Annotated in this window: 19 protein-coding genes and 1 other RNA gene; 15 read left to right on the top strand and 5 right to left on the bottom strand. The window is 47.5% G+C overall.

Annotated features, from left to right (window positions below; genetic code table 11):
- The first annotated feature begins 23 nt into the window (after positions 1-23).
- Positions 24-391: a transfer-messenger RNA gene (ssrA, locus tag D515_RS25195) on the top strand.
- Positions 392-676: 285 nt separating this feature from the next.
- The gene (locus D515_RS05735) at positions 677-2221 is read left to right on the top strand and encodes a DNA cytosine methyltransferase (RefSeq protein WP_002536900.1); all 1545 of its coding nucleotides are present in this window, start codon (positions 677-679) and stop codon (positions 2219-2221) included.
- Here D515_RS05735 and D515_RS05730 read toward each other — a convergent pair.
- Both D515_RS05730 and D515_RS05725 read right to left on the bottom strand, forming a co-directional pair.
- Complete coding sequence (locus D515_RS05730) at positions 2203-3288, bottom strand: response regulator (RefSeq protein WP_002536898.1); 1086 nt, start codon at positions 3286-3288, stop codon at positions 2203-2205. The genes D515_RS05735 and D515_RS05730 overlap by 19 nt on opposite strands.
- A gap of 9 nt (positions 3289-3297) precedes the next feature.
- A complete protein-coding gene (locus tag D515_RS05725) occupies positions 3298-5508 on the bottom strand; it encodes a sensor histidine kinase (RefSeq protein ID WP_002536897.1) in 2211 nt (736 codons plus the stop codon).
- A 514-nt stretch (positions 5509-6022) separates the two neighbouring features.
- Between D515_RS05725 and D515_RS05720 the strand changes: the two genes are divergently transcribed.
- From D515_RS05720 to D515_RS05695, 5 genes are all read left to right on the top strand, one after another.
- Complete coding sequence (locus D515_RS05720) at positions 6023-7768, top strand: S41 family peptidase (protein WP_002536896.1); 1746 nt, start codon at positions 6023-6025, stop codon at positions 7766-7768.
- Between the two features lie 235 nt (positions 7769-8003).
- Positions 8004-8765 (top strand): DUF2927 domain-containing protein, encoded by a 762-nt coding sequence (locus D515_RS05715; RefSeq protein WP_002536894.1) that lies wholly within the window; start codon positions 8004-8006, stop codon positions 8763-8765.
- 167 nt (positions 8766-8932) lie between these two features.
- The gene (locus tag D515_RS05710) at positions 8933-11206 is read left to right on the top strand and encodes a hypothetical protein (RefSeq protein ID WP_002536893.1); all 2274 of its coding nucleotides are present in this window, start codon (positions 8933-8935) and stop codon (positions 11204-11206) included.
- Positions 11207-11605: 399 nt separating this feature from the next.
- Complete coding sequence (locus tag D515_RS05700) at positions 11606-11992, top strand: hypothetical protein (RefSeq protein WP_039849676.1); 387 nt, start codon at positions 11606-11608, stop codon at positions 11990-11992.
- An 18-nt stretch (positions 11993-12010) separates the two neighbouring features.
- Complete coding sequence (locus tag D515_RS05695; RefSeq protein ID WP_002536891.1) at positions 12011-12367, top strand: hypothetical protein; 357 nt, start codon at positions 12011-12013, stop codon at positions 12365-12367.
- Between the two features lie 5 nt (positions 12368-12372).
- Here the strand turns inward: D515_RS05695 and D515_RS05690 are convergent, their stop codons facing one another.
- Entirely contained in the window at positions 12373-13278 is a 906-nt protein-coding gene (locus tag D515_RS05690) for a LysR substrate-binding domain-containing protein (RefSeq protein ID WP_002536890.1), read from the bottom strand.
- Positions 13279-13378: 100 nt separating this feature from the next.
- On the opposite strand from D515_RS05690, the gene D515_RS05685 reads away from it, so the two are divergent.
- On the top strand, positions 13379-14632 hold the full coding sequence (locus tag D515_RS05685) for a D-amino acid dehydrogenase (protein WP_002536888.1): 1254 nt from the start codon (positions 13379-13381) through the stop codon (positions 14630-14632).
- 162 nt (positions 14633-14794) lie between these two features.
- Entirely contained in the window at positions 14795-15562 is a 768-nt protein-coding gene (gene hdhA, locus D515_RS05680) for a 7-alpha-hydroxysteroid dehydrogenase (RefSeq protein ID WP_002536887.1), read from the top strand.
- Between the two features lie 120 nt (positions 15563-15682).
- On the opposite strand, the gene D515_RS05675 is transcribed toward hdhA, so the two are convergent.
- Positions 15683-16216 carry an SRPBCC family protein gene (locus D515_RS05675; RefSeq protein WP_002536886.1) on the bottom strand — a complete coding sequence of 178 codons (534 nt, stop codon included), beginning with the start codon at positions 16214-16216 and terminating at the stop codon, positions 15683-15685.
- Between the two features lie 107 nt (positions 16217-16323).
- Positions 16324-17565 carry a polyhydroxyalkanoate depolymerase gene (locus D515_RS05670; protein WP_002536885.1) on the bottom strand — a complete coding sequence of 414 codons (1242 nt, stop codon included), beginning with the start codon at positions 17563-17565 and terminating at the stop codon, positions 16324-16326.
- 398 nt (positions 17566-17963) lie between these two features.
- Between D515_RS05670 and D515_RS05665 the strand changes: the two genes are divergently transcribed.
- The 6 genes from D515_RS05665 to D515_RS05640 all read left to right on the top strand — a co-directional run bounded on the left by D515_RS05665 (position 17964) and on the right by D515_RS05640 (position 22761).
- Complete coding sequence (locus D515_RS05665) at positions 17964-18407, top strand: PTS sugar transporter subunit IIA (RefSeq protein WP_002536883.1); 444 nt, start codon at positions 17964-17966, stop codon at positions 18405-18407.
- Between the two features lie 10 nt (positions 18408-18417).
- The gene (locus tag D515_RS05660; RefSeq protein ID WP_002536881.1) at positions 18418-18681 is read left to right on the top strand and encodes a PTS sugar transporter subunit IIB; all 264 of its coding nucleotides are present in this window, start codon (positions 18418-18420) and stop codon (positions 18679-18681) included.
- A gap of 14 nt (positions 18682-18695) precedes the next feature.
- Positions 18696-20048: a PTS ascorbate transporter subunit IIC gene (locus tag D515_RS05655; protein ID WP_002536880.1), complete on the top strand. Its 1353-nt coding sequence runs from the start codon at positions 18696-18698 to the stop codon at positions 20046-20048.
- A 52-nt stretch (positions 20049-20100) separates the two neighbouring features.
- A complete protein-coding gene (locus D515_RS05650) occupies positions 20101-20937 on the top strand; it encodes a transketolase (RefSeq protein WP_039849674.1) in 837 nt (278 codons plus the stop codon).
- Complete coding sequence (locus tag D515_RS05645) at positions 20934-21872, top strand: transketolase family protein (RefSeq protein ID WP_002536878.1); 939 nt, start codon at positions 20934-20936, stop codon at positions 21870-21872. The genes D515_RS05650 and D515_RS05645 overlap by 4 nt, the downstream gene beginning before the upstream one ends.
- A 160-nt stretch (positions 21873-22032) precedes the next feature.
- Positions 22033-22761, top strand: coding sequence for a GntR family transcriptional regulator (locus D515_RS05640; RefSeq protein WP_002536877.1), 729 nt, complete (start codon positions 22033-22035; stop codon positions 22759-22761).
- Positions 22762-22872 lie beyond the last annotated feature (111 nt).

Here is a 22872-nt window from a genome sequence, read left to right as displayed (position 1 = left end):
GCTAGTATCTGCGTCCACATTCCGGGGCTGATTCAGGATTCGACAGGATCAAGAAGGCTCGTGGAGCATGCCGAGGGGCGGTTGGCCTCGTAAAAAGCCGCAAAAAAATAGTCGCAAACGACGAAAACTACGCACTAGCAGCTTAATAACCTGCTCAGAGCCTGCCCTCCCTAGCCTCCGCCTGTAGGACGGGGAATCAGGGCAGTCAAACCCAATCAGGATAGCGAGGGAAGCTTTGACCGAAGAGCTGAACCGCGAAATAGAATTTCGGTATGTCTTTTTGTAGCGTGTCTATTCGCAGCACACTGACGAGATTAAAGATAGACTAAGCATGTAGCGCCATTAGTTAGACTGATTTTGGACGCGGGTTCAACTCCCGCCAGCTCCACCAAACGTTTGGGAAAGCGCCAACTCGAAAGAGTTGGCGCTTTTTTCTTGTAGTACAAATGGTAAAGCAGCTTCTACTTTAAGCCCATCAGCTTACTTGTTAAGAGCTTGAAAGGCATTCTTAATACTTTTAAAGCAGACCAGATATGCAACTACGGTCGCTCTAAAAGCTATATGAGCAGGCGAATTACCTATTATCAAACCGATGCTGATAAAGCAGTAATAAAATTATTGTCACTGCGGCTTTGGCTAGTATTATTGCTATGTTTTTCTGATATTTGTGGTGCTAATGAAAACTGGTGAAATCCTTGTAATAGACTTGTTCGCGGGGCCGGGAGGGCTTGGTGAAGGTGTGTCATCGGTGCGAGATGAAAACGGTATTGCGCCGTTTAAAATTGGCATGTCAGTTGAGAAAGAAGCGTCTGCTCATAAGACGCTCACAACTAGAGCTTTCTATCGGAAACTTTGCGATACCGAAGATGGTCTCCAGAGTTATAGCGCTTATTTAAGTGGTGACTTGACCCGAGATGAGCTTTTTGAGCGCTTCCCCCAGCAAGCAGAAGAAGCCCAAAAAGAAACCTTGTTTGGCCCTCACGCACTAGGTGACGACAATAAGCTGATTCACGAGCGTATTCTTGATCTAATTACTAACCATCATGGTCCGAAAGTCGTAATAGGAGGTCCTCCTTGCCAAGCTTACTCGCTAGCTGGCCGCTCACGCAATGCGGGTATTAAAGACTATAAAGCCAAAAAAGATCAACGACACTTTCTGTACAAAGAGTATCTTAAGGTAATCTCTATTGCTAAGCCTGACGTTTTTGTTATGGAGAATGTTCGCGGCATTCTCTCCGCGAAAATAGATGATGAAGTGATGTTTCCTCGTATCTTAAAAGACTTGCGTTCTCCAGGCCGAGTAACCAAAATCGCCACACCTAGATACAAAATATTTTCCCTCGTGGTAGATACAGAGAATGCCAATGACCCTCACTACTGCGACCCTTCTGATTTTCTTATTAAAGCGGAGAAATATGGCGTACCACAAGCTCGTCATCGTGTCATTTTGCTTGGCGTTCGAGCTGATGTAAAAGGAGTTCCGGGAACGCTAACTCAAAGTGGCGAACAAACAACAGTAGAGCAGGTCCTGGCAGATTTACCTAAGTTACGAAGTGGTTTCTCTAAGCGTAAAGATGATACGAAAGACTGGGAAAAGCTAGTTTCGAAAAATGGCACACTTGCTAAAAGGTTACTGAGAAAGCAATTTGATGATGCTAATGAACTAGACCTGAAGCCATTTAAAATGCTTCAAAGAAGTGCTAGTCACCCAATTTCTCATCCCAAGAAAATGCCAAACCATTTGATTAAGTGGTATAGAAACAATGCCCCAGCATGTGTACTAAATCATGAAACTCGAGGACATATGGAAGGTGATTTACTCCGTTATGCCTTTAGTGCTGGATATACAAAGCTGAGTGGTGGAACTTCACCTAAAGCGAAAGACTTTCCTAGTGATCTCGCTCCCGCTCATGAAAACTGGAGTAGCGGTTCACATGCAGACCGTTTTCGCACCCAAGCAGCAAATAAATGTGCAACGACAGTCACTAGCCACATATCAAAAGACGGTCACTACTTCATTCACTACGACCCCAAGCAATGCCGAAGCCTGACTGTTCGTGAGGCAGCCCGTTTACAGACATTTCCAGATAATTATAAATTTGAGGGGAATAGAACGCAGCAGTATGTGCAGGTAGGCAATGCTGTGCCACCATATCTAGCACAGCAGATTGGTAAGATTGTGATGGAGCTACTCGGAAAAAGTCACTCTGGATGTGAATAATCAGGCGTACCAATTCGACTAAAATACGCCCCCAACCGCTCGACCAAAGATGGTACAAACTCGTTAGAAAGAGTTGCGATTCTCTCAGCCGTAAGAGTAGCTCGCATCTCAGGTGTAGCTTCTATGCATTGCATAATGTTGAACTGTGCATGAAAAGGCCCTAATTCTTCACCTGAACTTAGCTTAAACTGAGGAATAAAGTGCAACTTTGGAGAACGATTTCCATGATTGACTAGGTTGCCTATGCTTTTAGTTGCTACTTCTTTAGCTTTTCTATTTGCTCCGTCAACTTTTTCTCTGTGCAGATTCACCCAGTCATCTTTTTTGGATAGCAACTTAACAAGTTGAAATGTAGCGTTTTGCTCTCTTGCTAAGTCACATCTAGGGGTTACCAAAATATGAAATGCTCCGTCATATTGAATTATATCACCTGTATCTAACCTATCTTGAAGAGGCGGTAAAAAGTAGTACTCTTCAGGGTGAACTGCTGATACTTCATTCAGGAACGATGCATGTAAATGAGTCGCCATATGACGAGTTAAGGCTGCTTTCGCAAAAGCTATGTCTCGACTACCGCTTAGCCAAAAACTCCAGCGAGGCCAAACAGATTTTGTAAACGCTTTTGCCATAGATGTATTAAAGGAATCCTGCATGGTTTGAATTGCAGAAATCATATCTGCTTTGGCGTCTAGCCAATCAAGAATACGCTCGATTTCTCCTTCGCCTTTACTGAAAACTCTTACAAACTCTTTGAGATGTTCTTCTACAACTTCTGTACCGGGCTCTCCAGTGTGAACCGCACAAACCGTCAAGGAATTATTTGAGAGGCGGGAAAGAATCTCATTGCCATTATGAGTCTGCTGACCGTTTTCATCAAGACGGATATCAATAACTGCAGCATCAAATCTTGTATATTTTATCGCTTGTTCAGCCTCCTGCAAATTGGTGACAAAATGAGGAGATATTATATATTTCGGTTCATCTTCAACAGCATAGAAGTCGAGTTTTTCCTTCCATCCTTCAATGATTTGTTGTACATCCTCGACAATTAATAATTTCAATTTCATTGAATAAGCCTACTGATAAATTGGATATGTTATTACAAAGCATGTATCAATGGAGTCACTGTCTAAATTCAGGTCTCCATTGCTATTCTTACATGCTTCTTTTGCAATTGATAAGCCCAAACCATGCCCGTCAGATTTGAGTGAAAAACCAGCTTCAAACACGGAATCTTGATCTTGAACATCAATAACTGGGCCATTATTAGATATAGATATTTTTGCCATCCCATCGTCAACATGGGATGAAACCCGAATAGTTTTATTGTTATTTTCAGTTGAGTTCAACCAATGAACAGCATTATGGAAAATATTCATCATTGCTGACTGTAAGTCACCTGAATAACCATAGAGCTTGAGGTTTCCATCAACATCTAAATCCAAAGAAACTGAACTCTCTATAAACAACTCATCCAAAAGGTTTAAAGTATTTTCAATATTATCTATTGCAGAAAACTCAACTGGGCGACCCCTTCTCCTTCCCGAGATTGGATCTAAAGATTTAAACAATGATGTTAAACCTTTCGTTCCATCAAGAATTGCCTGGCCATAGGTAGGGTAATACTTTCTAATCAACTCACCTTTTGGGCTATTCTCAAGAACCAAAGGAGCATTTTTAATAATTGACTTTGCAGATGAACTAATAGGTTCTAAATAAGTTCGACCATCATGTATTACTTGAGCAACAACCATACCTAAAGCTGCTCGAGACTCTAGCAGTCGTTGATACGCTTCAATTTCATCTAGAGCTTTTGTTAAAGCTTGAGATTCTTTTTCTATCTTTAGCAAAAGAGGCTTTCGATCTTCCTCGGCAAGATTTCCAACAGCTTTAGTTATTGAATCAAGCGAGGATAGCTCACGAGCTTTATCAATTCTTTTTGTTGGTTTTCTGCTTATTCCAGCTTTTGCTCTAAAATCAAATCGTTTTTGTTCAACTCTAAGTAAAACGCCAGTAATAAGTCCGACCAAACGCTCAAATGCGCTATTCGCCTCCAGTCCTTCACGACTACTTCGTTCAATTAGGTTTGACTCTGCTTCCGTTCCAACACTAATCGTACCTGATATTTGCCCGTGACCAATTCTTTTAGAAGGTTGCTGAACTCTTCGGTTTTCTAACTTTAGCCAGTCATTATCAGGCTCACCATAAGGGCGAATCCTAAATCCGGTTCTATATATACCGATACCAGTGTTCTCAGAGATCATAGCCCTAGCATTTCTCAAACCAAAATCAGAAAATTTCAACCCCATTCGCTCAAAGAGTTTTTCAACAGAATCTTTTTCTAAATCGTATAATCGCAAATCAACTTCAATACTCCCACATGAAAGCTCTCCAATACCGAGAGGAGGTGCATCAAGTTTTAAAATCGTGGGTAAGTTATCTCCACGAATAATAGTAAATGTACCAGAAAAATTCCCTTTCTCATCGAAAACACCCTTGAGGCGATAATCTGACTCTTTACTTATTTTATAAGGAGTAATTAGTGTATTGCTAGTATGTGCTGGATCATGTTCTTGATCTTCTAGTACTTCTGCTAGTCGATTTGTTTCGAAGAGTAGTTGAGGTCCATTAAAGCTATACGGTGCTGAATTTTTATCAGTGAAGTGTTTAAGGTCTAGAAATATGTTGAACGGTGTATCCGTTTCACTCTGCGGTGTTGCAAGGCGACGAAGCTCTCGAACGAGCTTGCGAACTTTTCTTTCATCCCAGACAGTGGACAATTCTTCGATTTCAATGAGCACGCCAGTATTCACTGGGTTGTGTGATTCTGTTTGTTGAATATCAATATCAATATCGTCAAGATATTTATTTGATTCGAAAATATTCCAATCGAGTTCTAAACGACTAATCTGAAACTTGTTGTCAAGTTTGGCAATTGAAGAAAGCTTGAGCTTTTGCCCTAGACTAGCAGACGCAAAACGACCTACCCCTTTTGCTCCTAACACTGTGCGAGCACCAGACCTAGAAGTAGTGACTTTACTTTTGATATCAGTTGCTGGCTCAAGCCAGTCATTTAGGATGTTATCATAGGTCATGCCATGGCCGGTGTCTTTTATTGTAATCTTCCCATTGTGGGTATCTGTGGGAGGAGTAATCACAATCTCAACCGATGGTGAATCTGCATCATAAGAATTTTTAACAAGCTCTATGATAGCTGCCTCAGGGCCGCTAATTAATTTGTCGCCAATTGTGCGTATAAGCCTAGCTCTTGGTTTTAATTTAGCCACAGTTTGACCTCTGAGTTTTTGTTTTCATCATGCTTACTGGCATTATCACCAGCGATTATATCCTCTTTGGGAAGAAATAAGTGAGTGATGAATGAGCAGTTTTTGCTTTTTCTTCAGTTATCTGATTCTGCTCTATAATATTTTGTCTTGCCTGTTCTCTGTTCATCTACAAGAGCCTAGACCGACACTGGTATCCGTCTCTAAATATTTAGCAAATCGTATTCAACCCTAACATTGTCGAATGCACCTGAAAATAAATGGATAGCCTCGACCAAGAGCTCTCATTCTAAAACCAAAATAAACTTCGCTACTCACCTGTGCCCTACCTCTTGTAGAACGGCTATTCGACCGAATAGTTAACCGCCCTCCAACTCCCCCACCAGCCAGGAATTCTTAGCCCCGCCTCCAAACTGATACAAACCAACGAATTAGCTGTGTGTAAAAACACAGATCACGGCAACGCGCTCAAAGATAAGCTAGCTTTCACAAAGTGGTAATGACAGGGATGATGTCGATGAAAGTGCTGTTTGGAAAAACCGTGTGTAAACCGTTTTGGGTGTTTGGCTTATTTTGCGCCTCTTTGCTTGTTGGCTGTCAGTCAACGGGAAGCGCTAACTCCCCGAAAGAGAGTGCCCCCAAAGCATATGCTCCCTCCACGCCTGCCAGTGCAGAACAAGGCTACAACGATGCGCTGAATGCGATGGTTAATCGGTTTATACGACGCTATTACAAGTCATCACTCGATACGCTCACTCCCCTGGCGAACAACCGCGAAAGTGTTGGGCAGGCTTTTTCTCGGCTTCTCTTCAATCTCGACCCCATCGGTGTGGTGTTAACGGATGAAGAGAAAAAGGCGTTTGAGGAGCGCTATCGCGATCTGTTCGTTTATCCCCTAAACCTTTCCACCAAAAAGGCTCAGGACTTTTACACCGACTATCGTGAAAAGGAAAACCTCGCCATTAGCGAGATGAAAAACTGGCTGGCCGAAAACGGGGCTGAGGTTTTAAAAAATGCACCAGACAATGCGCTGAGTTTTATCTCAGCAGACGATGGCGATCTGATAGACGACAGAAGAGCAGCATTCCTGACCTATAAGCTGGTCGCTATCAACGGGTTTACTGACAACCCGGCAGAGACATTGCGCATTATTGAAGGGCAATTGGACTACCTTCAGTCGAAAACTGACCGCGTCGACTTTTCCAACATCGGGCTGTTTATTGGCGCCCTGCTTCCTAATTCAGTGACCGGTGTTCGCTATGTTTCTGAAAAAGAGTATCAACAAACGACGCTTCCTCCCGTCCCGCACATTGGCGCGACGTTGGCACAAAAACCTGCGTGTTACTCCGTCACGGGTATTACCAACACATCCACCCTTAATGCGGGTTTAAGATCGCTGGACTGTATTGTCGGTGTGACGAGATCCGGGGAGTTTTCAGCACTGGGAGACAGCGACAATGCCAAGCTCCAAGAGCTTGTCACAGGAATGCGCGGTGAAATGGTCACGCTCCATGTTCTGCGCAATAACGGGGGAAACATTACCTTCCTTGATATTCCTGTCCCGTTGCAGTTGGGCACACTGGCGGATTTCGCCTCCAGTGAAAATGGCATCCACACGCAGGGCGTTGATTTCTCCCTGCTGAACATCGACGGCAAGCGTGTCGCTTACATTTGGATGGCTCACTTTTACGATGGTATCGCTGAGGCAACCGGAGAGTTTTTAGAAGTCAATAATCCCGAACTTGTAGTGTTCGATCTAAGAGGAAACCAAGGCGGCGCTCTGCCAGAGATGACAGGTTTAGCGGGCCTGTTTCTTGGGGATGAAGATTTCGGAGTCTATTACGATGCGTTTGGCAGAAGTAAGCGTGTTTCTTCCGAGACCAGCAAGGTATTCGATGGGAAAGTGTTGGTGTTGACCGATGTACAGACAAATTCCGGCGGGGAAATATTGGCGGCTGGGATTCAAAGTTCACCTGATTCGACGGTGATTGGCAAGCCAACTGCGGGCTCTCCCTTGGTGATTCAGTTCCGCTCACTTCACCATATCTATGACTTGTATGATGAGAAATTTGGATACATCAGTTATCCCGTTATGGAGTTTCGTCGGTTAGATGGCTCAAGGTTGAATGAGGGTGTATTGCCTGAAATTTCGTGGGAGTCTGAGTTACTCAAACAGAGCCCTTACACGCTGCCATACAGAAACGCAGCGGACTTGGAGAATGAACTCCGGGAAGTCATCCGTATCAGTGGATTCTCTCAATGAGTTTGGGTTAAAGGGCCTTTAAGGGATAGCGACCTGCTATCCCTTACCGCGGATACACTTTCTGTTATACCCACTAGGGGATAAAGAAACGCTTCCTCCCACACACAAAAATGTTTTGGACGATTGAATCTGGACATCTCACCTTCCAACTGGAAACCTTACCCACTGATTGTCATTATTAATCTTGAGTCGTCGTGATTGCGACGACGTTTCTGACTGGGCCACGGAGAGCCAAATGCGAATTCTTATCTGGGGGCTGATGCTGTCACTGCTGTCTGCCCCTGCTCTGGCGAAATGGAATGACCCTGAGTATGTCAAAAGGGCGTTTAAAATCATTGCCCTCAGCAATGAGTATGACAATCACCAGCACCCTGTCCGCAAGTGGCAAAAGCCGATACGTATCTATATTGATCATCGCGTTGGTGACAAAGAGCTCCACAGCATGCTGGCCAACACCCAAATTGAAGATTTGGTGCGGGCAACAGGGCATGACATCAAGGTGGTGAATTCGCCGGAAAACGCTAATCTCCGCATGGTGTTTACCCGCCAGAGCCGCTGGCAGAATGAGACCCGCCAACTTTGGCCGAAACAGAAAGACTTTCCGTTCCGCGGTGCTATCTGCATGGCGCATTTCTCTTCTTCATCTCAGGCAGAAATCGAAGAAGCACTGATTGTTATCCCGGTCGATCTCGCCCGCGAACGCGGCAAGCTGTTCGCTTGTGTAGTCGAGGAACTGACGCAGGCGATGGGCCTACCCAATGACTCTGACAAGGTCTTCCCTTCCATCTTTAACGATGGCTCTAAAAACAATGTGATGACAACTCTGGATATCACCTTGCTTCGCTTGCTCTATTCGTCAGGTGTTAATGCAGGCATGAAAGAGCAGGACGTGATGCCGCTTTTAGATAGCTGGTTTAAGCAAAATCCGAACTGGCTGAAACAATCGACGGATATGTATCTTAAGAGCAAATTCGTGTCTGAGTTTGGGTTGAATTAGTCTCTCTCCGAGCCGCTTCTCACCAAGAAATTGAGCAAGAAATTGCCCCTGCATGATCTGCCTTTCGGTTTTGCTTCCACTCCGTTGTGCAGCTCGCGTTTGTTCGGTATTTAACCAAAAAACAAAAGCACATCAGGAAAGAGTCAGTGGCGTACAGGGTTGTAAAAATGACCGAACTTGCATCGTATGAGTTCGGCAAAGTCGAAGGTGGATTTTCGACACTGGGAGAGCGGGCATTGGAAGCCGTATTGCCTCAAGGTGTCACCATACAAAAGTTCCAATCCCAGCTCGCATCGGGCGAATACGTGTTACTGAGTGATGCGCCTGTCACGCCAGCTCTGAAATCCACAACTGACTCGATGAGTGATAAGGTTTGGAAGGTCAACCCTGATGCCGAATCCAGCTTTTCCCCTGAAGCCAAATCTGCGCTGACTTCCCGAACAAAAGCCAAAGGCTTTACCTCTCGCTCGGGCTCAGAATCTCAAGCCCCTGCAGAAACGCCTTATACCCATGAGCCTAAAGTAGAAGAAAAACAGGAAAAGCCTGCGCAGGATTACGAGTATCTGTTTGAGGTAGCCTGTTCTGAAGAGGTACTTGCCAGCGAAGTGGGGTGTCAGTTTGCGCTCGGTAAAACACCGAAGGAAGCAAGCATTGTCAGCTGGGAAACCAAACTCTCGGATACGGGCACCGTATTCTCTGCCAAAGCCACAGATGACACGCCGCGCAAGCTTATCGCTAAAGTTGCCAGTGCAGAAAAAGGCGTGAGTAACCAGCCTCCTGTAAAACTCAAACCCAAAGGCACAGACGCCGTTCGGGAAGCGTTTATTCCGGTGATTCCTGCCCTTCAACTTGGCGACCGTTTAGGCTTTCCAACTGAAGGTTACTTCTATCATTTCCACAAAAAGAAGCTGGTTCAGGAATACAAAATTCTCGGTGAAGGACGCTGGGCATTTCAGGCCACACGTTCAACGCCATTTAGCCTGAACAATGAGCAAGGGCTGAATAAATACCAGGGCGCGATTCTGCTTTACTGGAAAATCGACAGCAAAGTCGTCACCGACCAGCATCTTATCTATCTCGACAGCCCAATCACGATTGAGCAACTGGGTAATGTGAATGACCAATGGCTGAGTGAGCATGGCGTGATGATAGACGTCCCGAGCCTGCTTGATGCCAAGAAAGCCACGACGGCCTCCAAAAAGCCTTATAAACCGAAAACCTACAATGCACCTGTTGACGTTGTCTACGACCACAAAGAACGCCTGCTAAACGGTTCAACACTCAAAGCCATCAACAACGAACGATTGGTAGAGAGTGGGTTGCCGGTAGTGAATGTTAATACATGGGGAAAAGCCAAGTTAGCGTTCGATTTGGGCTATTGCCAGATTGAAGAAACCCAACCATTAGAACAGTTCTGGGGAGACCTGTTTTCAGACGAAACACCCACAGACATTCAGGAACTTATCAAGAAATACAATGAGCATTTGAACAATCCCGCCAGACAGGGAGAGATTGTTGTCCTGCCGACTGCAGAGCCAGAGACCGAGGAAGAGAAAAGCCGTCTTGATGCACTGATTGAAGAAGCGAAAGCGGCAAGTAAAGAGCTGGGCAAACTGACGGATGATGCAGTGGCTACCGTAAACCGCCACTTTGAGCTTTTGGACTACTATGCGTCGGAAACATTAAAAACTGTTAAAGAAGATGGATTGCCATCGGATGCTTACGCACACGCTTCATTGGGTGTTGGGGCTATTGCTGCAGGTATTGGACAGCATCTTGATAATATTAATGGCATATTATTGGAAATTAATAGCTTATATGTATCTCAGGTTGCAATGGCGAGCCGCGTGGGTGGGATTAATTATGGAACTTTTGTGGCTGAGCGAGGCGAATTATTTAAGAAACTCGATGGCAGCTTTGCTGCACTTTCAAAAAGAAATGTTCAAGTTCCCGCCTATGTCCAAGTCAGAAAAAACTTGAAGCTCTCAACCAGATCTATCATCCACAACGCAGATGAAATCATCGCTAAAGGGGTTGTACCAAATCTAGGTAAACGAATGGCAAATGTAGCTATGGGAATGTTCGCATCGAAAGGGCTTGGTTATGCCAGTATTGCCCTAGGTGCAGCAAGCGGAATTAACAATATTTACGAAGCTTGTTCGATAGACACCCCTGATAATTGCGGAAGAGTTGTAACCAGAGAAACCTTTGGATTTGGTGCAGGTATCTTGGGAGGGGTTATAGGTGGCAATCTCGCTATGGCGGGTATTGCGCTATTAATTGGCATTACCGGCATTACATCCGCACCTGTAATCGCTATAGCAACAGTTGGTGCAGTTGTGGGAGGCGGGGCCTTTGGTGGTATAGCTGGTTCAACTGCTGGTAAAGCGACTGGAGATACTGTGTACCTAGCATATGAATGGATTGGGGATATTTTCTAGTTATGTCGGATTTTGGCTCAACACTCGTACTACTACTGGCTATTGTAGGAACGTTATCTCTCGCCTTGATTATTCCGGGCATTATCTCTTTTTGCGTTGTTTCTCTGGGGAGTCTTAAACACATCATTTATCTTGATAGCCAGCTAAGCAGTAAATTAAACGAGCTTTATGATGGGGAAAGTAACCTAAAACACATAAATTTTGTAATTATTGGCGGCCGATTTATAACCTATTGCTTTACCTTTCCATTTATTCAAAAGCGTGCTCAATCAATGTCAATGAAGTACAAAGTATTTATGTGGATGAACTTTGTTGGCTTCTGGAGCTTTCTGCTCACGATGCTTCTGGCCTTTTTCGTTCGACATTTGCACATCTTGAATTAGACACAAGCGCATAACAATGGAATGGTATGAAGTAGCAATTGTGCTCATCAGCGCAATTTTCGGTGGTTATTCGTTTTTATGGGCGATTCCTGGAACGATTATGAGTGCCATGGTTGCACTCGGTGATATTGAACGAATTGTATTTATTGATAAACAACTTGCTAAGAACCTGAAGAAGTATTATGACGAGAGAGGTTATTTAAAGCCTGAATATCAATTGTATACTTCAATTGGCACACGACTATTTGGCTACTGGGTTGCTTATCCATTTATTAAGAAAAGAGCAACCACCAAGTCTAAAAAATTCAGGCTATTCATGTGGATAAATTGCTTAGGAATGTGGAGCTTAGTTGGTACAACATTTTTTGTTTGCTTGGCAAAGTTGCTGGGGATTATTCCCTAACCTTAAAAATGGATACCCATGCACATTGAAGAGCTAAAAATAGTAGTATCAGGCTTATTGGCAATCTACGCCATATTGTGGGCTCTTCCCGGAACCATCATGAATGCGGTTGTTGCTTTAGGTGATCCTCAACGCATTATTTTCATCGATAAACAGTTATCAAAAGACGTTCAAAAGCTTCATGCCAATGGGACGAGTATGCTTTTCACCAACATAGCGACACGTCTGTATGGATATTGGATTTCCTATCCATTTATCCGTAAAAGAGTCTCTACGACATCAAAAAAATTCTCTTTGTTTATGTGGTTCAATTGTCTGGGAATGTGGAGCGTGATTGGCGCGCTGTTGCTCTCTATGATGTCTAAGACAGCTTGACGCTGTTACCCAATCATCCCCTTCAACCACTTCACAAAGCTCTCTGTGCTCTCATCCTGCACATTGCTGATCAGGTAATACCCTGCGTTGGCTTTGATGGGCGAAAACGGTGACACCAACCTTCCGGTTTCCAGCTCATTGTCGATAAGCGCCATCCTAGCCATGGCGATGCCTACACCTGCTTCGGCGGCGGACATAGCCATATCAGTCCGGTTGAAAAAGTGGCCGCGGTCAGTGGGTACCGAAAGCTGCATTGCCTTGGCCCAGTTTCTCCACTCCAAATCTTTTTCAGCTTTTTCCCACGGCATGGCATCGTGCAGCAAGGTAACTCCCTGCCAATGTTCGGATTTACCAGCATCGTTTTGCAGCCACTGGTGACGCTCCAGATATCTTGGGTTCATCACCGGCAGCAGGTATTCGTCCAGCAGAAGTTCGGTATTCGGATGTTTGAAGGTATGTGGGCGATAGTCGATGGCCAGGTCAAAGTCCCGCGTGTCCGCGTTTACCAGCGCGCCTTCGGCAAAGATCTGTACCTGAATATCGGGGTATACATCGTGAAAGCTTTCGAGTTTTGGCACCAGCCATTTGAACGCAAAAGAGGGTGTGAGCTTGAGGCGGATTTCCTGTTTCTTTCCGGTGTTACGCTGCAAGCTGGCGATTTCTGCATCAACTTCTGCTAAATGGAAACTCACATTCTGGTGAAGCTGTTTACCCTTTTCGGTCAGACGAATACCACGGGAGTGGCGTTCAAGCAGAGTGAAACCCAATTGCTGCTCCAGCTGCAGCAACTGTTGGCTCACCGCCCCAGTAGTTAGGTGCATGGCTTTAGCGGCACTGGTTAATGTGCTGTGCCTCCCAACTTCCGAAAAAGTATAAAGGGCACCGAGATGTTGGCTTTTGAGTGTCTGCATCTTTGCTTTTAGAAATTCTATACACAGTGATTAATTTAAATCGATTGTTAGGGTTATGTAAACAACGCAAACTCGCCCTGTCTGATTGGGGAGAATAATCATGAAAGCATTGGTCTTGGGAAGTGGCGTTGTCGGTTTGATGAGCGCCTGGTATTTACAGCAGGCAGGCTACAAAGTCACTGTTGTTGATCGCCAATCTAAAGCGGGCGAAGAAACCAGTTTCGCCAATGCAGGGCAGATTTCCTATGGTTACTCCTCCCCTTGGGCGGCCCCTGGCATTCCACAAAAAGCCATTCGCTGGCTAATGGAAGAACACGCACCACTGAAGGTGAAACCGACACTGGATCCACAGCTGATCAAGTGGGCGACACAAATGCTGTCGAATTGTCAGCTTGATCGTTATCAGGTGAACAAATCCCGCATGTTGGGCATTGCTAACCACAGCCGTGAGTGTCTGCTCGCGCTTCGTGACAAGCACAACATCGAATATCAGGGCCGTCAGAAAGGTACACTGCAAATCTTCCGTAATCAGAAGCAGCTTGATGCAGTGGAAAAAGATATCGCCCTTCTGGAGCAAAGCGGCACCCGTTATCAACGCATGACGATAGAAGACTGCATCAAGCAAGAGCCGGGGTTGGCGTCTGTGAGCCACAAGCTGACTGGCGGTCTCTACCTGCCGGATGACGAAACGGGTGATTGCTACCTGTTCTGCCAACAAATGACTGAGCTTGCCAAAGCACACGGCGTGGAGTTTATGTTCGACACCGAAGTGAAGAATGTGAAACGCGAAGGCACCCGCATTGTCAGCGTGGTGACGGACAAAGGCGAACTGGAAGCAGACGCTTATGTGGTCGCGATGGGCAGCTACTCAACCAAGTTTATGGCAGGTCTGGGTCTGAGCATTCCTGTGTACCCGGTGAAAGGTTACTCGCTCACCGTGCCAATCACTGACGAAACGCAGGCACCGACATCAACTGTGATGGACGAAACCTACAAAGTCGCTCTGACCCGCTTTGACGATCGTATCCGTGTCGCAGGCACCGCTGAGTTGGCAGGGTTCGATCCTTCTATTCCGGAAAAGCGCAAAGCGACGATTTCTATGGTGGTGAAAGATCTGTTCCCACACAGTGGCGATTTCGACAAGGCCGAGTTCTGGACAGGTTTCCGCCCAATGACGCCAGACGGCACGCCGCTGATTGGCAAAACGCCGTTCGACAATCTGTTCACCAACACAGGTCACGGCACGCTGGGCTGGACCATGGCATGTGGCTCTGGTCATCTGCTGGCGCAAATCATCTCCAAAGAGATCACCAGTAATGTCGAGGGTCTGGATTACTTCCGCTACGCGGGATAACACACCTGACTAACGGAAGGAGCCACTAGGCTCCTTCTTTGCTGTCTTCTCCCGAAAACTTCCCTTCCCACTTTTCCCTTCCCGCTTTGTATCAAGAATAACGCGCGCACTTCTGCCCTCCACATCTAGGCTCAATGCATCTCTTTTCAATGAGGGTTTGTCATGTCAGTCATTCAACAGTTCAGCCTTGATGGTCAGGTCGCCATTGTGACCGGCGCTGCCGCGGGTATTGGTCGCCGGATAGCAGAAGTATTTGCTGATGCAGGCGCAGAGGTGGTGGTAAGCGATCTGGATTTGGATGCCGCAACAGAAGTGGCTTCGGCCATTAATGCGACAGGTCGGCATGCTATCTCAGCGGCCTGTAACGTCACCAAAGAAGAAGACAGAGTCGCTTTGATTGAACGTGCTGTCACGACATTTGGCAAGGTGACAATCCTTGCCAACAATGCAGGCGGTGGCGGCCCAAAGCCCTTCGACATGCCAATGGCAGACTTTGAGTGGGCGTATCAACTCAATGTGTTTGCCCCTTTCAGGCTGATGCAGCTTTGCGCGCCGGAAATGGAAAAAGCCGGCGGAGGCGCAGTGTTGAATATCAGTTCGATGGCTGGTGAAAACAAAAACTGGATGATGGCGTCTTATGGCTCGTCGAAAGCCGCTATCAATCACCTCACCCGCAATACCGCTTTTGATTTGGGTACCAATGGCATTCGCGTGAATGCCATTGCGCCAGGCGCAATCCGCACTGCGGCGCTGGAGAAAGTGCTCACCCCGGATATTGAAAAAGCCATGCTGAAACACACGCCACTCGGAAGGCTTGGGAAAACCGATGATATCGCGCTGGCCGCACTGTTTCTGTGCTCGCCAGCGGCGTCTTGGGTGAGTGGTCAGGTGCTGACAGTCAGCGGCGGTGGTTCGCAGGAATTGAGTTGAAGATCATCTTTAACGAAAGTTAACCCCTCCTCGCCTCTCCCCTGAAAAGGGTGAGCCAAGACCGGTTGTATCGTTCCCTTTAAACGGGAGAGCCAAGGATGGGGTTAAATAGGGGAAACCTTACTTTTCCATCTCTGCTTTCAGGTTGTCTAACCCCGCTTTATAGAGGCCAGTGATGGCTGAAATGGCTGTTGCGTCATTGAGGTTTTCAGGCGGATCGTTGTTCGGATAGCCACGGTAGAATCCGGCCTTCCACGTCACGATACTTTTGTCACCTTCTGCTTTCACTTTGATGGTGGACTGGTAATTGGTGACGGGCAACAGGGCTGTGTTTTCTTTGGTGATCTTGTATTTGAGCATCATGGCGTCAGGGTTGTAGCGTTTGATTTCTTCCGTCACGCTTTGATCGCCCACATACACCACACGCACCGCCCCTTTCTCGGTAGGGTTTCCTGATTCCATTACCACTTTGGTGACAGGTGGCAACCAGGAAAGGCTGTCGAATGCCCCCACGGTTTTCCAAACTTTGTCAGCCGGCGCATTGATGGTGACAGATTCCGAGACTTTGAGCCTTGATGGGCCATGGGCATTGGCCGTGGAAACGCCGACAATCCCTGCCAGCATCACAATGACGGGAAGTAGTTTTCGTAACATCCGCTGTTCCTTCTCAAACCGTTTTGTTTCTTTTATAGCGACGATCAGGAAGGAACAGAATCACGCCAGTGGCAAAAGTGTTTTCTCCACTGGCACGTAAGAATGGGCTATGCCGCCTTCACCATCTTCGGATTGTACTTCTTAATAAACCCTTTGATCTTCGGCGCAATCGCCTCGCGGTAACGGCGGCCGTTGAATATCCCGTAATGGCCCACGCCTTTTTGCTCGTAATGCATTTTCTTGGATTTAGGGATGTTAGGGCAGATGTCGAGCGCAGCAGCTGTTTGACCTCTGCCGGTAATGTCATCCAACTCCCCTTCAATGGTCAGGAGTGCTGTCTTTTTGATGGCAGCAAGATTGATGGGTTTGCCACGATAAGTCATGGTGCCGTTTGGCAGGTCATGTTCCAAAAACACCTTTCGGATGGTGTCGAGGTAGTAATGAGCGGGCAAGTCCATCACGGCCAGATATTCGTTGTAGAACTTGCGGTGCGCTTCCGCGTTATCACCATCACCTTTGACCAGATCGCCGAAAAACTTAAAGTGCTTTTGCACATGGGTATCAAGGTTCATCGACATAAAACCCGAAAGCTGAACAAACCCTGGGTACACCACTTGTCCTGCACCTTCGTATTGCTCGGGTACAGTACAAATCACGTTGGACTCAAACCACTCTAAATCCTTGCCGCTGGCGTAGTCGTTTACTTCGGTGGGATTGATGCGGGTATCAATAGGGCCGCCCATCAAGGTCACGGTTGCAGGCGCGGCAGGATTCTTCTCGGCAGACATCAGCGCTGTCGCCACCATCAAGGGCACACTTGGCTGGCATACAGCAATGGCATGGGTATCTGGCCCCAGTAGCTCTAAGAATTCGACCAGATAATCCACGTAATCATCAAAATGGAATTCCCCTTCCGTGAGCGGCACATCGCGGGCATTACGCCAGTCGGTAACATACACATCGTGATCCGGCAGGAAGGCATCAATAGTGCCGCGCAATAGCGTGGCAAAATGGCCGGAAAGCGGTGCAACAAACAATACTTTAGGCTGATTGGGTTGCGCTTTGCTGCGGCGGAAATGCAGCAGATTACAGAAAGGCTTATTGGCAATCACATTGTATTGAATCGCGAGCTTTTCGCCTTTGATAACGGTGGTATCAAGCCCCCAAGCAGGTTCGTCGTAGCAGTCTGTCAGCCGCTCCACCAGCTCCATTGAAGCATCAAGCGTTCGGGTTACCGGTGAGGTTTTCATTGGGTTCCAGGGCGCGGCATTCACATCCCTGATAAATTTGACCCAACTGTTCAAAGGCTTGATGGCATCCATATAGGTTGCGTTGAATTGGTAAAGCATAAACCGCCCCTTAATTCTGGCTGACTACAAAGGTGGTTTCATTTTTATTAGCGATAGGTTGCCGCTTATTGATTAACCACACAATTAACATACTAGCCCAGATCGCGGCGTTAACGCTTTGGCAAACTTCTATACAGACATTGGTGCAAAAATAACCCTGAATTCACATAAGCACTCATGCACATATCATCAAGTAATTCCCAATACTCGTCAGAAGATCTCACTTTAATCCGAATGTGATACGAAATAAGTCGCCATTGTGACCATGAAAACACTGTGGAGATATTGCGAAAGTATCCGGTAACAGGTTAGACCTCCATCACGAAAAAGTGGTTTTCAAACCGCTACATTGCCACCTGTATAGACAACTTATTAGCTGTATAAGCATGGTGGTATGTATGCTTTCAACCTTACTCTCCGAGCACCGCATTGCGGTGGTAGATTCCGTTTCTGACTGGAAAGACGCCATTCATCAGGTGTGTGCGCCTTTAGTGAAATCCGGCGATATCGAGCCTGATTACCAGTCTGCCATTATCGACACCACTGAGTCGCTTGGCCCTTATTACGTGCTGGCACCAATGATTGCCATGCCACATGCCCGCCCGGAACAGGGCGTGAACAATAACGCGCTTTCCCTGCTCGTCGTCCGCAATGGCGTCGAGTTCCACAGTGAAGAAAACGACCCGGTGAAACTGCTGCTTCTGTTGGCTGCAAAAGACAGCGATCAGCACATCGAGCTCATCACCAAAATCTCTGAGTTCTTCTGCTCCGACGAAGACGTTTTAGCCGTCACCGAAGCGAAGAATACACAAGACATCATTGAAATTATTAAAAAATATTGAGGGTAACACTATGCGTATCATGGCCGTTTGTAGCACAGGTCTGGGTTCTTCTTTCATGATCGAAATGAAAGTGAAGGAAGTTATGCGTGAGTTGGGCGTTGAGGCAGAAGTGAACCACACCGATTTGGGTTCCGTGACGCCAGACATGGCAGATGTGTTCATCTGCACCCGCGATTTGGCAGACAGCATTCATGCCGGTGATGTGATTTCTATCCCTAACATCACCGACAAGAACGCAATGAAAGAACAGCTCGTCGCTTACATGAACCGTTAATTGAGGGTTTCGCTATGCTCGACTTCATCACTGACATTCTAAGTACACCTGCGATCCTTATCGGTATCGTGGCCCTGATTGGTCTTGCTATCCAGAAAAAATCGAGCTCTGACGTGATCAAAGGCTCGATAAAAACTGTCCTTGGTTTCATCGTGATCGGCGGCGGTGCCGGCATTCTGGTGAGTGCTGTTACCCCAATGGGTGTGCTGATGGAAGAAGGCTTCAACCTTCGCGGCGTCATCCCGAACAACGAGGCGATTTACGCCACTGCAATGGCGGAATTCGGTGCAGCAACGTCCATGATCATGGCGTTCGGTATGGTGGCGAACATCTTCTTTGCCCGTTTCAGTAAGTTCAAATACATCTTCCTGACGGGCCACCACACCCTGTACATGGCATGTATGATTGCGATCATCCTGAGCGTGGCAGGCTTTAGCGGCGCGTCTTTAGTGTTCCTGGGCTCGGTGTCTCTGGGCCTTATCATGGTGCTGTTCCCAGCCATGGCGCAGCCATTCATGCGCAAAATCACTGGCAGTGATGATGTGGCATTCGGTCACTTCTCTACCGTGGGTTATGTGGCATCTGGCCTTGTCGGTAAGCTTGTCGGCAAAGGCTCTAAGAGTACCGAAGAGATGAACCTGCCGAAGAACCTGGTGTTCCTGCGCGACTCTTCCATCTCTATCTCGCTGACCATGGGTATCATCTACCTGATCCTCGTGATGGCAGCAGGCAGTGAGTTCGTCACCGAAAACCTGAGTAACGGTCAGAACCCGATTGTTTACGCGATTCTGACAGCTATCGGCTTCGCAGCGGGTGTGTTCGTTATCCTGCAGGGTGTGCGTCTGGTACTCGCAGAGATCGTGCCGGCATTCACCGGTATCTCCCAGAAACTGGTGCCAAACGCGAAACCAGCGCTGGATTGTCCAATCGTATTCCCTTACGCACAAAACGCGGTACTGATTGGCTTCCTGTGTAGCTTCCTTGGCGGTCTGGTGAGCATGGGCGTGCTGGGTGTGATGGAGCTGACACTTATCCTTCCTGGCGTGGTCCCTCATTTCTTCACCGGCGCAACGGCAGGTGTGTTCGGTAACGCAACCGGTGGCCGTCGCGGCGCGGCAGTGGGCGCATTCATCAACGGTGTGGTCATTACCTTCCTGACCCTGTGGCTGCTGCCTGTACTGGGCGACCTGGGCTTTGCCAACACCACATTCTCTGACTCTGACTTCGCTATCACAGGTATCTTCCTGGGCTATCTGGCGATGCTGGGCAAAGAGGCGGTCATTCTGGGTGTGGCAGCTGTTGCTGCACTGGTTCTGAGCACCAACTTCATCGGCAAGAAAACCGCCGAGACAGCAGAAAACATCTAATTTCAGCGCGGGCTGACCACCAGCCCGCCCTTCTCTTTCTCCCGAGGTAACTATGCAATCTTTACTCGATCTGCGTCAGATTGAGGCCTTCAATCTGTCCATCAAAAAAGAAATGGCAAAGGCTTTACTGAACATGGGTTACGGACACTTTGGCGGCTGCCTGTCTGTGACTGAAACACTGGCTTGCCTGTATGGCCGCTACCTGAAGCACGACCCTGCAAACCCGAAAATGCAAGACCGCGATTTGTTTGTGCTATCTAAAGGCCATGCAGGTCCTGCGCTTTACGCTACTCTTGCTCTTCGCGGCTTCTTCGATATCGAATGGCTGAAAACCATCAACGGTAACGGTACTAACCTGCCAAGCCATGCGGACATGAACAAAACACCGGGCGTGGATATGACAACCGGCTCTCTGGGTCAGGGCATCTCGTGTGCAGCAGGTATGGCGGCGGGCACCGAATCAACGGTTTATACCATCGTTGGTGACGGTGAGCTTCAGGAAGGTCAGTGCTGGGAAGCGGCGCAATTTGCTGCGCACCACAAGCTGTCGAATCTGGTGGTGTTTGTCGACAACAACAAGCGCCAGCTTGACGGCTACATTGATGAGATTCAGGCGTCGTTCGATCTTCGCGAGAAGTTCGCTTCCTTCGGTTTCAACGCCATTGATGTCGACGGTAAGAGTGTCGAAGCTATCTGCGCCGCGATTGAAGCCGCACAGGCTGAAACCGAGCGCCCAACCGCCATCATTCTCGATACCGAAAAAGGCCAGGGCATGCCAACCGTGGAAGCGATTGAAGCCAACCACCATTTGCGTTTAGACGACAACCTGCGCGCAGCCATTGAAACTGACATTGCGATGCTGGAACAAAAAATCGAGGAGCTGAAATGAGCAAAGAACTTCGCGTTATCCATGCAGAAATGCTGATGGAACTGGCTGATCAACACGACAATGTGATGGTGCTGGAAGCCGACCTTGCAGGCAGTGTGAGCACCAAGAAATTCGCGGACGCTTTCCCGAATCACTTCCTAAACTGTGGTATTGCTGAAGCCAATATGATTGGCGTGGCGTCCGGACTTTCAGCGGTTGGCAAAGTGCCCTTCGTTCACTCGTTTGGCTGCTTCGCCACCCGTCGTTGTTACGATCAGATTTTCCTTGCAGGCGGCTACGCAGGCCAACATATCAATATCTTCGGCAGTGATGCCGGCGTTACCGCAGTCACCAACGGCGGTACCCACATGCCGTTTGAAGACACAGGCCTGATGCGCTTGGTACCCAATGCGACTGTGATTGATGTGTCAGACGAATCGGTGCTTCGCGCAGCAATGCGTTATGCCTATGAGCACAAAGGGGTGAACTACATACGTTCTACCCGCAAAGATTTGCCGGCGATTTATGGCTCAGAAGATGAGATTGAGATCGGTAAGGGTAATCTTTTGAAAGATGGTGCGGATCTCACCCTCATCGCGGCGGGTATCTGTGTGCATGACGCGCTGGAAGCGGCAGAGCAGATCGAAGCTAACACAGGTAAAACTGTTGCGGTTATCGACATGCACACCATCAAACCGCTGGATACCGAGCTTTTGATTACAGAAGCGCGTAAGACGGGCCGTGTGGTAACCATTGAAAACCACAATGTGATTGGTGGCTTGGGTGATGCGGTGGCTTCTGGACTGCTTTCGGGCGGTGTTGCGCTGCAAAGCTTCCATAAGCTGGGCGTGCAGGAGCAATACGGTCAGGTGGGCTCACTCGATTTTCTGAAAGATGCATACGGCATCAGCGCCGAACGCATTGCGGATTTCTGCATCACCTTGTTAAGCGCTTAGCCCTCAACTGTCGCACTACGCAAGCGACAGTTTGTATTCACCTAGCGATAACATAAACTAAGCGGCGGATCAGGGATCCGCCGTTTCTGTGTCTGCAAAATAAATAACACTCAATAACATTGCAGTCAGTCGGCTAATAAATAACGAAAAAAGAGACGCTATGACGTTTAAAGTGACAGGGAAGCAACAGGAAGTCATCGACTTCATTGAGCGCAAAATCTCGAGCGCTAACCTTTCCCCCGGCGACAAGCTGGATACGGAAGCGGGTATCGCCAAACACCTGGGTATTACTCGCGTGACCGTGCGCGAAGCTACCCGCTATCTGGTCGAGCAAGGCATGGTCTATCGCGTAAAAGGCTCCGGTCTTTACGTCGGTTCAGGACAAGCTGCGCCGAACGGCAACTTCCATGTGCTTTCCCCCTTTGATGAACAAGCCCAGAAAGCAGGCCAAAGCGGTGTCAGGCGCGTGATTTCCAGCGCGATTATCGAAGTGCCTAATGTGCAAATCGCCCATGCTCTTCGTATCAAACCCAATGAAAAGGTTTACTACATCGAGCGTTTGATGAGCTTTGGCAACATGCCGGTGTCTTTTGAGCAAACCCATATCCCGGTCGCGGTTTGCGATGGCTTTGAATTCAACCAGATTGAACACTCAAAATACGGGTACATGGAGCAGATGACAGGGAAGAAAGTACAGACTCGCGAACAGGATATCTCCGCCTTTAACCTTCGTGATGCTGAGCTGGCAGAGCTTCTCAATGTCGATGAAGGACAGGCTATGATCGAGCTTCGCGAAGTGGTCTCATTTGATGATGGCACCCCCTTCGAGTACACCATCGCCACAATTAACAGCGATTTGTTTAATATTCATCAAGTTACCCAACGGTAGGGCCTGTTGACCTTTGGTGGTGATTTTTGCAGCAGTTTGTGGGGGTTTTATGCAAGGCAGAGGCTTCAATGTGTAGCTCGCCTACATGAGAAGCCGATAACGCAGCAGAAA

This window comes from Grimontia indica, assembly GCF_000333895.2.
Taxonomy (GTDB): domain Bacteria; phylum Pseudomonadota; class Gammaproteobacteria; order Enterobacterales; family Vibrionaceae; genus Enterovibrio; species Enterovibrio indicus.
This window is presented reverse-complemented; position numbering and strand designations above follow the sequence as displayed.

Excerpts from the sequence above, each read along its gene's own strand:
- D515_RS05735 (WP_002536900.1), top strand. The coding sequence starts at position 677 with ATGAAAACTGGTGAAATCCTTGTAATAGACTTGTTCGCGGGGCCGGGA.
- D515_RS05730 (WP_002536898.1), bottom strand. The coding sequence starts at position 3,288 with ATGAAATTGAAATTATTAATTGTCGAGGATGTACAACAAATCATTGAA.
- D515_RS05720 (WP_002536896.1), top strand. The coding sequence starts at position 6,023 with ATGAAAGTGCTGTTTGGAAAAACCGTGTGTAAACCGTTTTGGGTGTTT.
- D515_RS05715 (WP_002536894.1), top strand. The coding sequence starts at position 8,004 with ATGCGAATTCTTATCTGGGGGCTGATGCTGTCACTGCTGTCTGCCCCT.
- D515_RS05710 (WP_002536893.1), top strand. The coding sequence starts at position 8,933 with ATGACCGAACTTGCATCGTATGAGTTCGGCAAAGTCGAAGGTGGATTT.
- D515_RS05700 (WP_039849676.1), top strand. The coding sequence starts at position 11,606 with ATGGAATGGTATGAAGTAGCAATTGTGCTCATCAGCGCAATTTTCGGT.
- D515_RS05695 (WP_002536891.1), top strand. The coding sequence starts at position 12,011 with ATGCACATTGAAGAGCTAAAAATAGTAGTATCAGGCTTATTGGCAATC.
- D515_RS05690 (WP_002536890.1), bottom strand. The coding sequence starts at position 13,278 with ATGCAGACACTCAAAAGCCAACATCTCGGTGCCCTTTATACTTTTTCG.
- D515_RS05685 (WP_002536888.1), top strand. The coding sequence starts at position 13,379 with ATGAAAGCATTGGTCTTGGGAAGTGGCGTTGTCGGTTTGATGAGCGCC.
- hdhA (WP_002536887.1), top strand. The coding sequence starts at position 14,795 with ATGTCAGTCATTCAACAGTTCAGCCTTGATGGTCAGGTCGCCATTGTG.
- D515_RS05675 (WP_002536886.1), bottom strand. The coding sequence starts at position 16,216 with ATGTTACGAAAACTACTTCCCGTCATTGTGATGCTGGCAGGGATTGTC.
- D515_RS05670 (WP_002536885.1), bottom strand. The coding sequence starts at position 17,565 with ATGCTTTACCAATTCAACGCAACCTATATGGATGCCATCAAGCCTTTG.
- D515_RS05665 (WP_002536883.1), top strand. The coding sequence starts at position 17,964 with ATGCTTTCAACCTTACTCTCCGAGCACCGCATTGCGGTGGTAGATTCC.
- D515_RS05660 (WP_002536881.1), top strand. The coding sequence starts at position 18,418 with ATGCGTATCATGGCCGTTTGTAGCACAGGTCTGGGTTCTTCTTTCATG.
- D515_RS05655 (WP_002536880.1), top strand. The coding sequence starts at position 18,696 with ATGCTCGACTTCATCACTGACATTCTAAGTACACCTGCGATCCTTATC.
- D515_RS05650 (WP_039849674.1), top strand. The coding sequence starts at position 20,101 with ATGCAATCTTTACTCGATCTGCGTCAGATTGAGGCCTTCAATCTGTCC.
- D515_RS05645 (WP_002536878.1), top strand. The coding sequence starts at position 20,934 with ATGAGCAAAGAACTTCGCGTTATCCATGCAGAAATGCTGATGGAACTG.
- D515_RS05640 (WP_002536877.1), top strand. The coding sequence starts at position 22,033 with ATGACGTTTAAAGTGACAGGGAAGCAACAGGAAGTCATCGACTTCATT.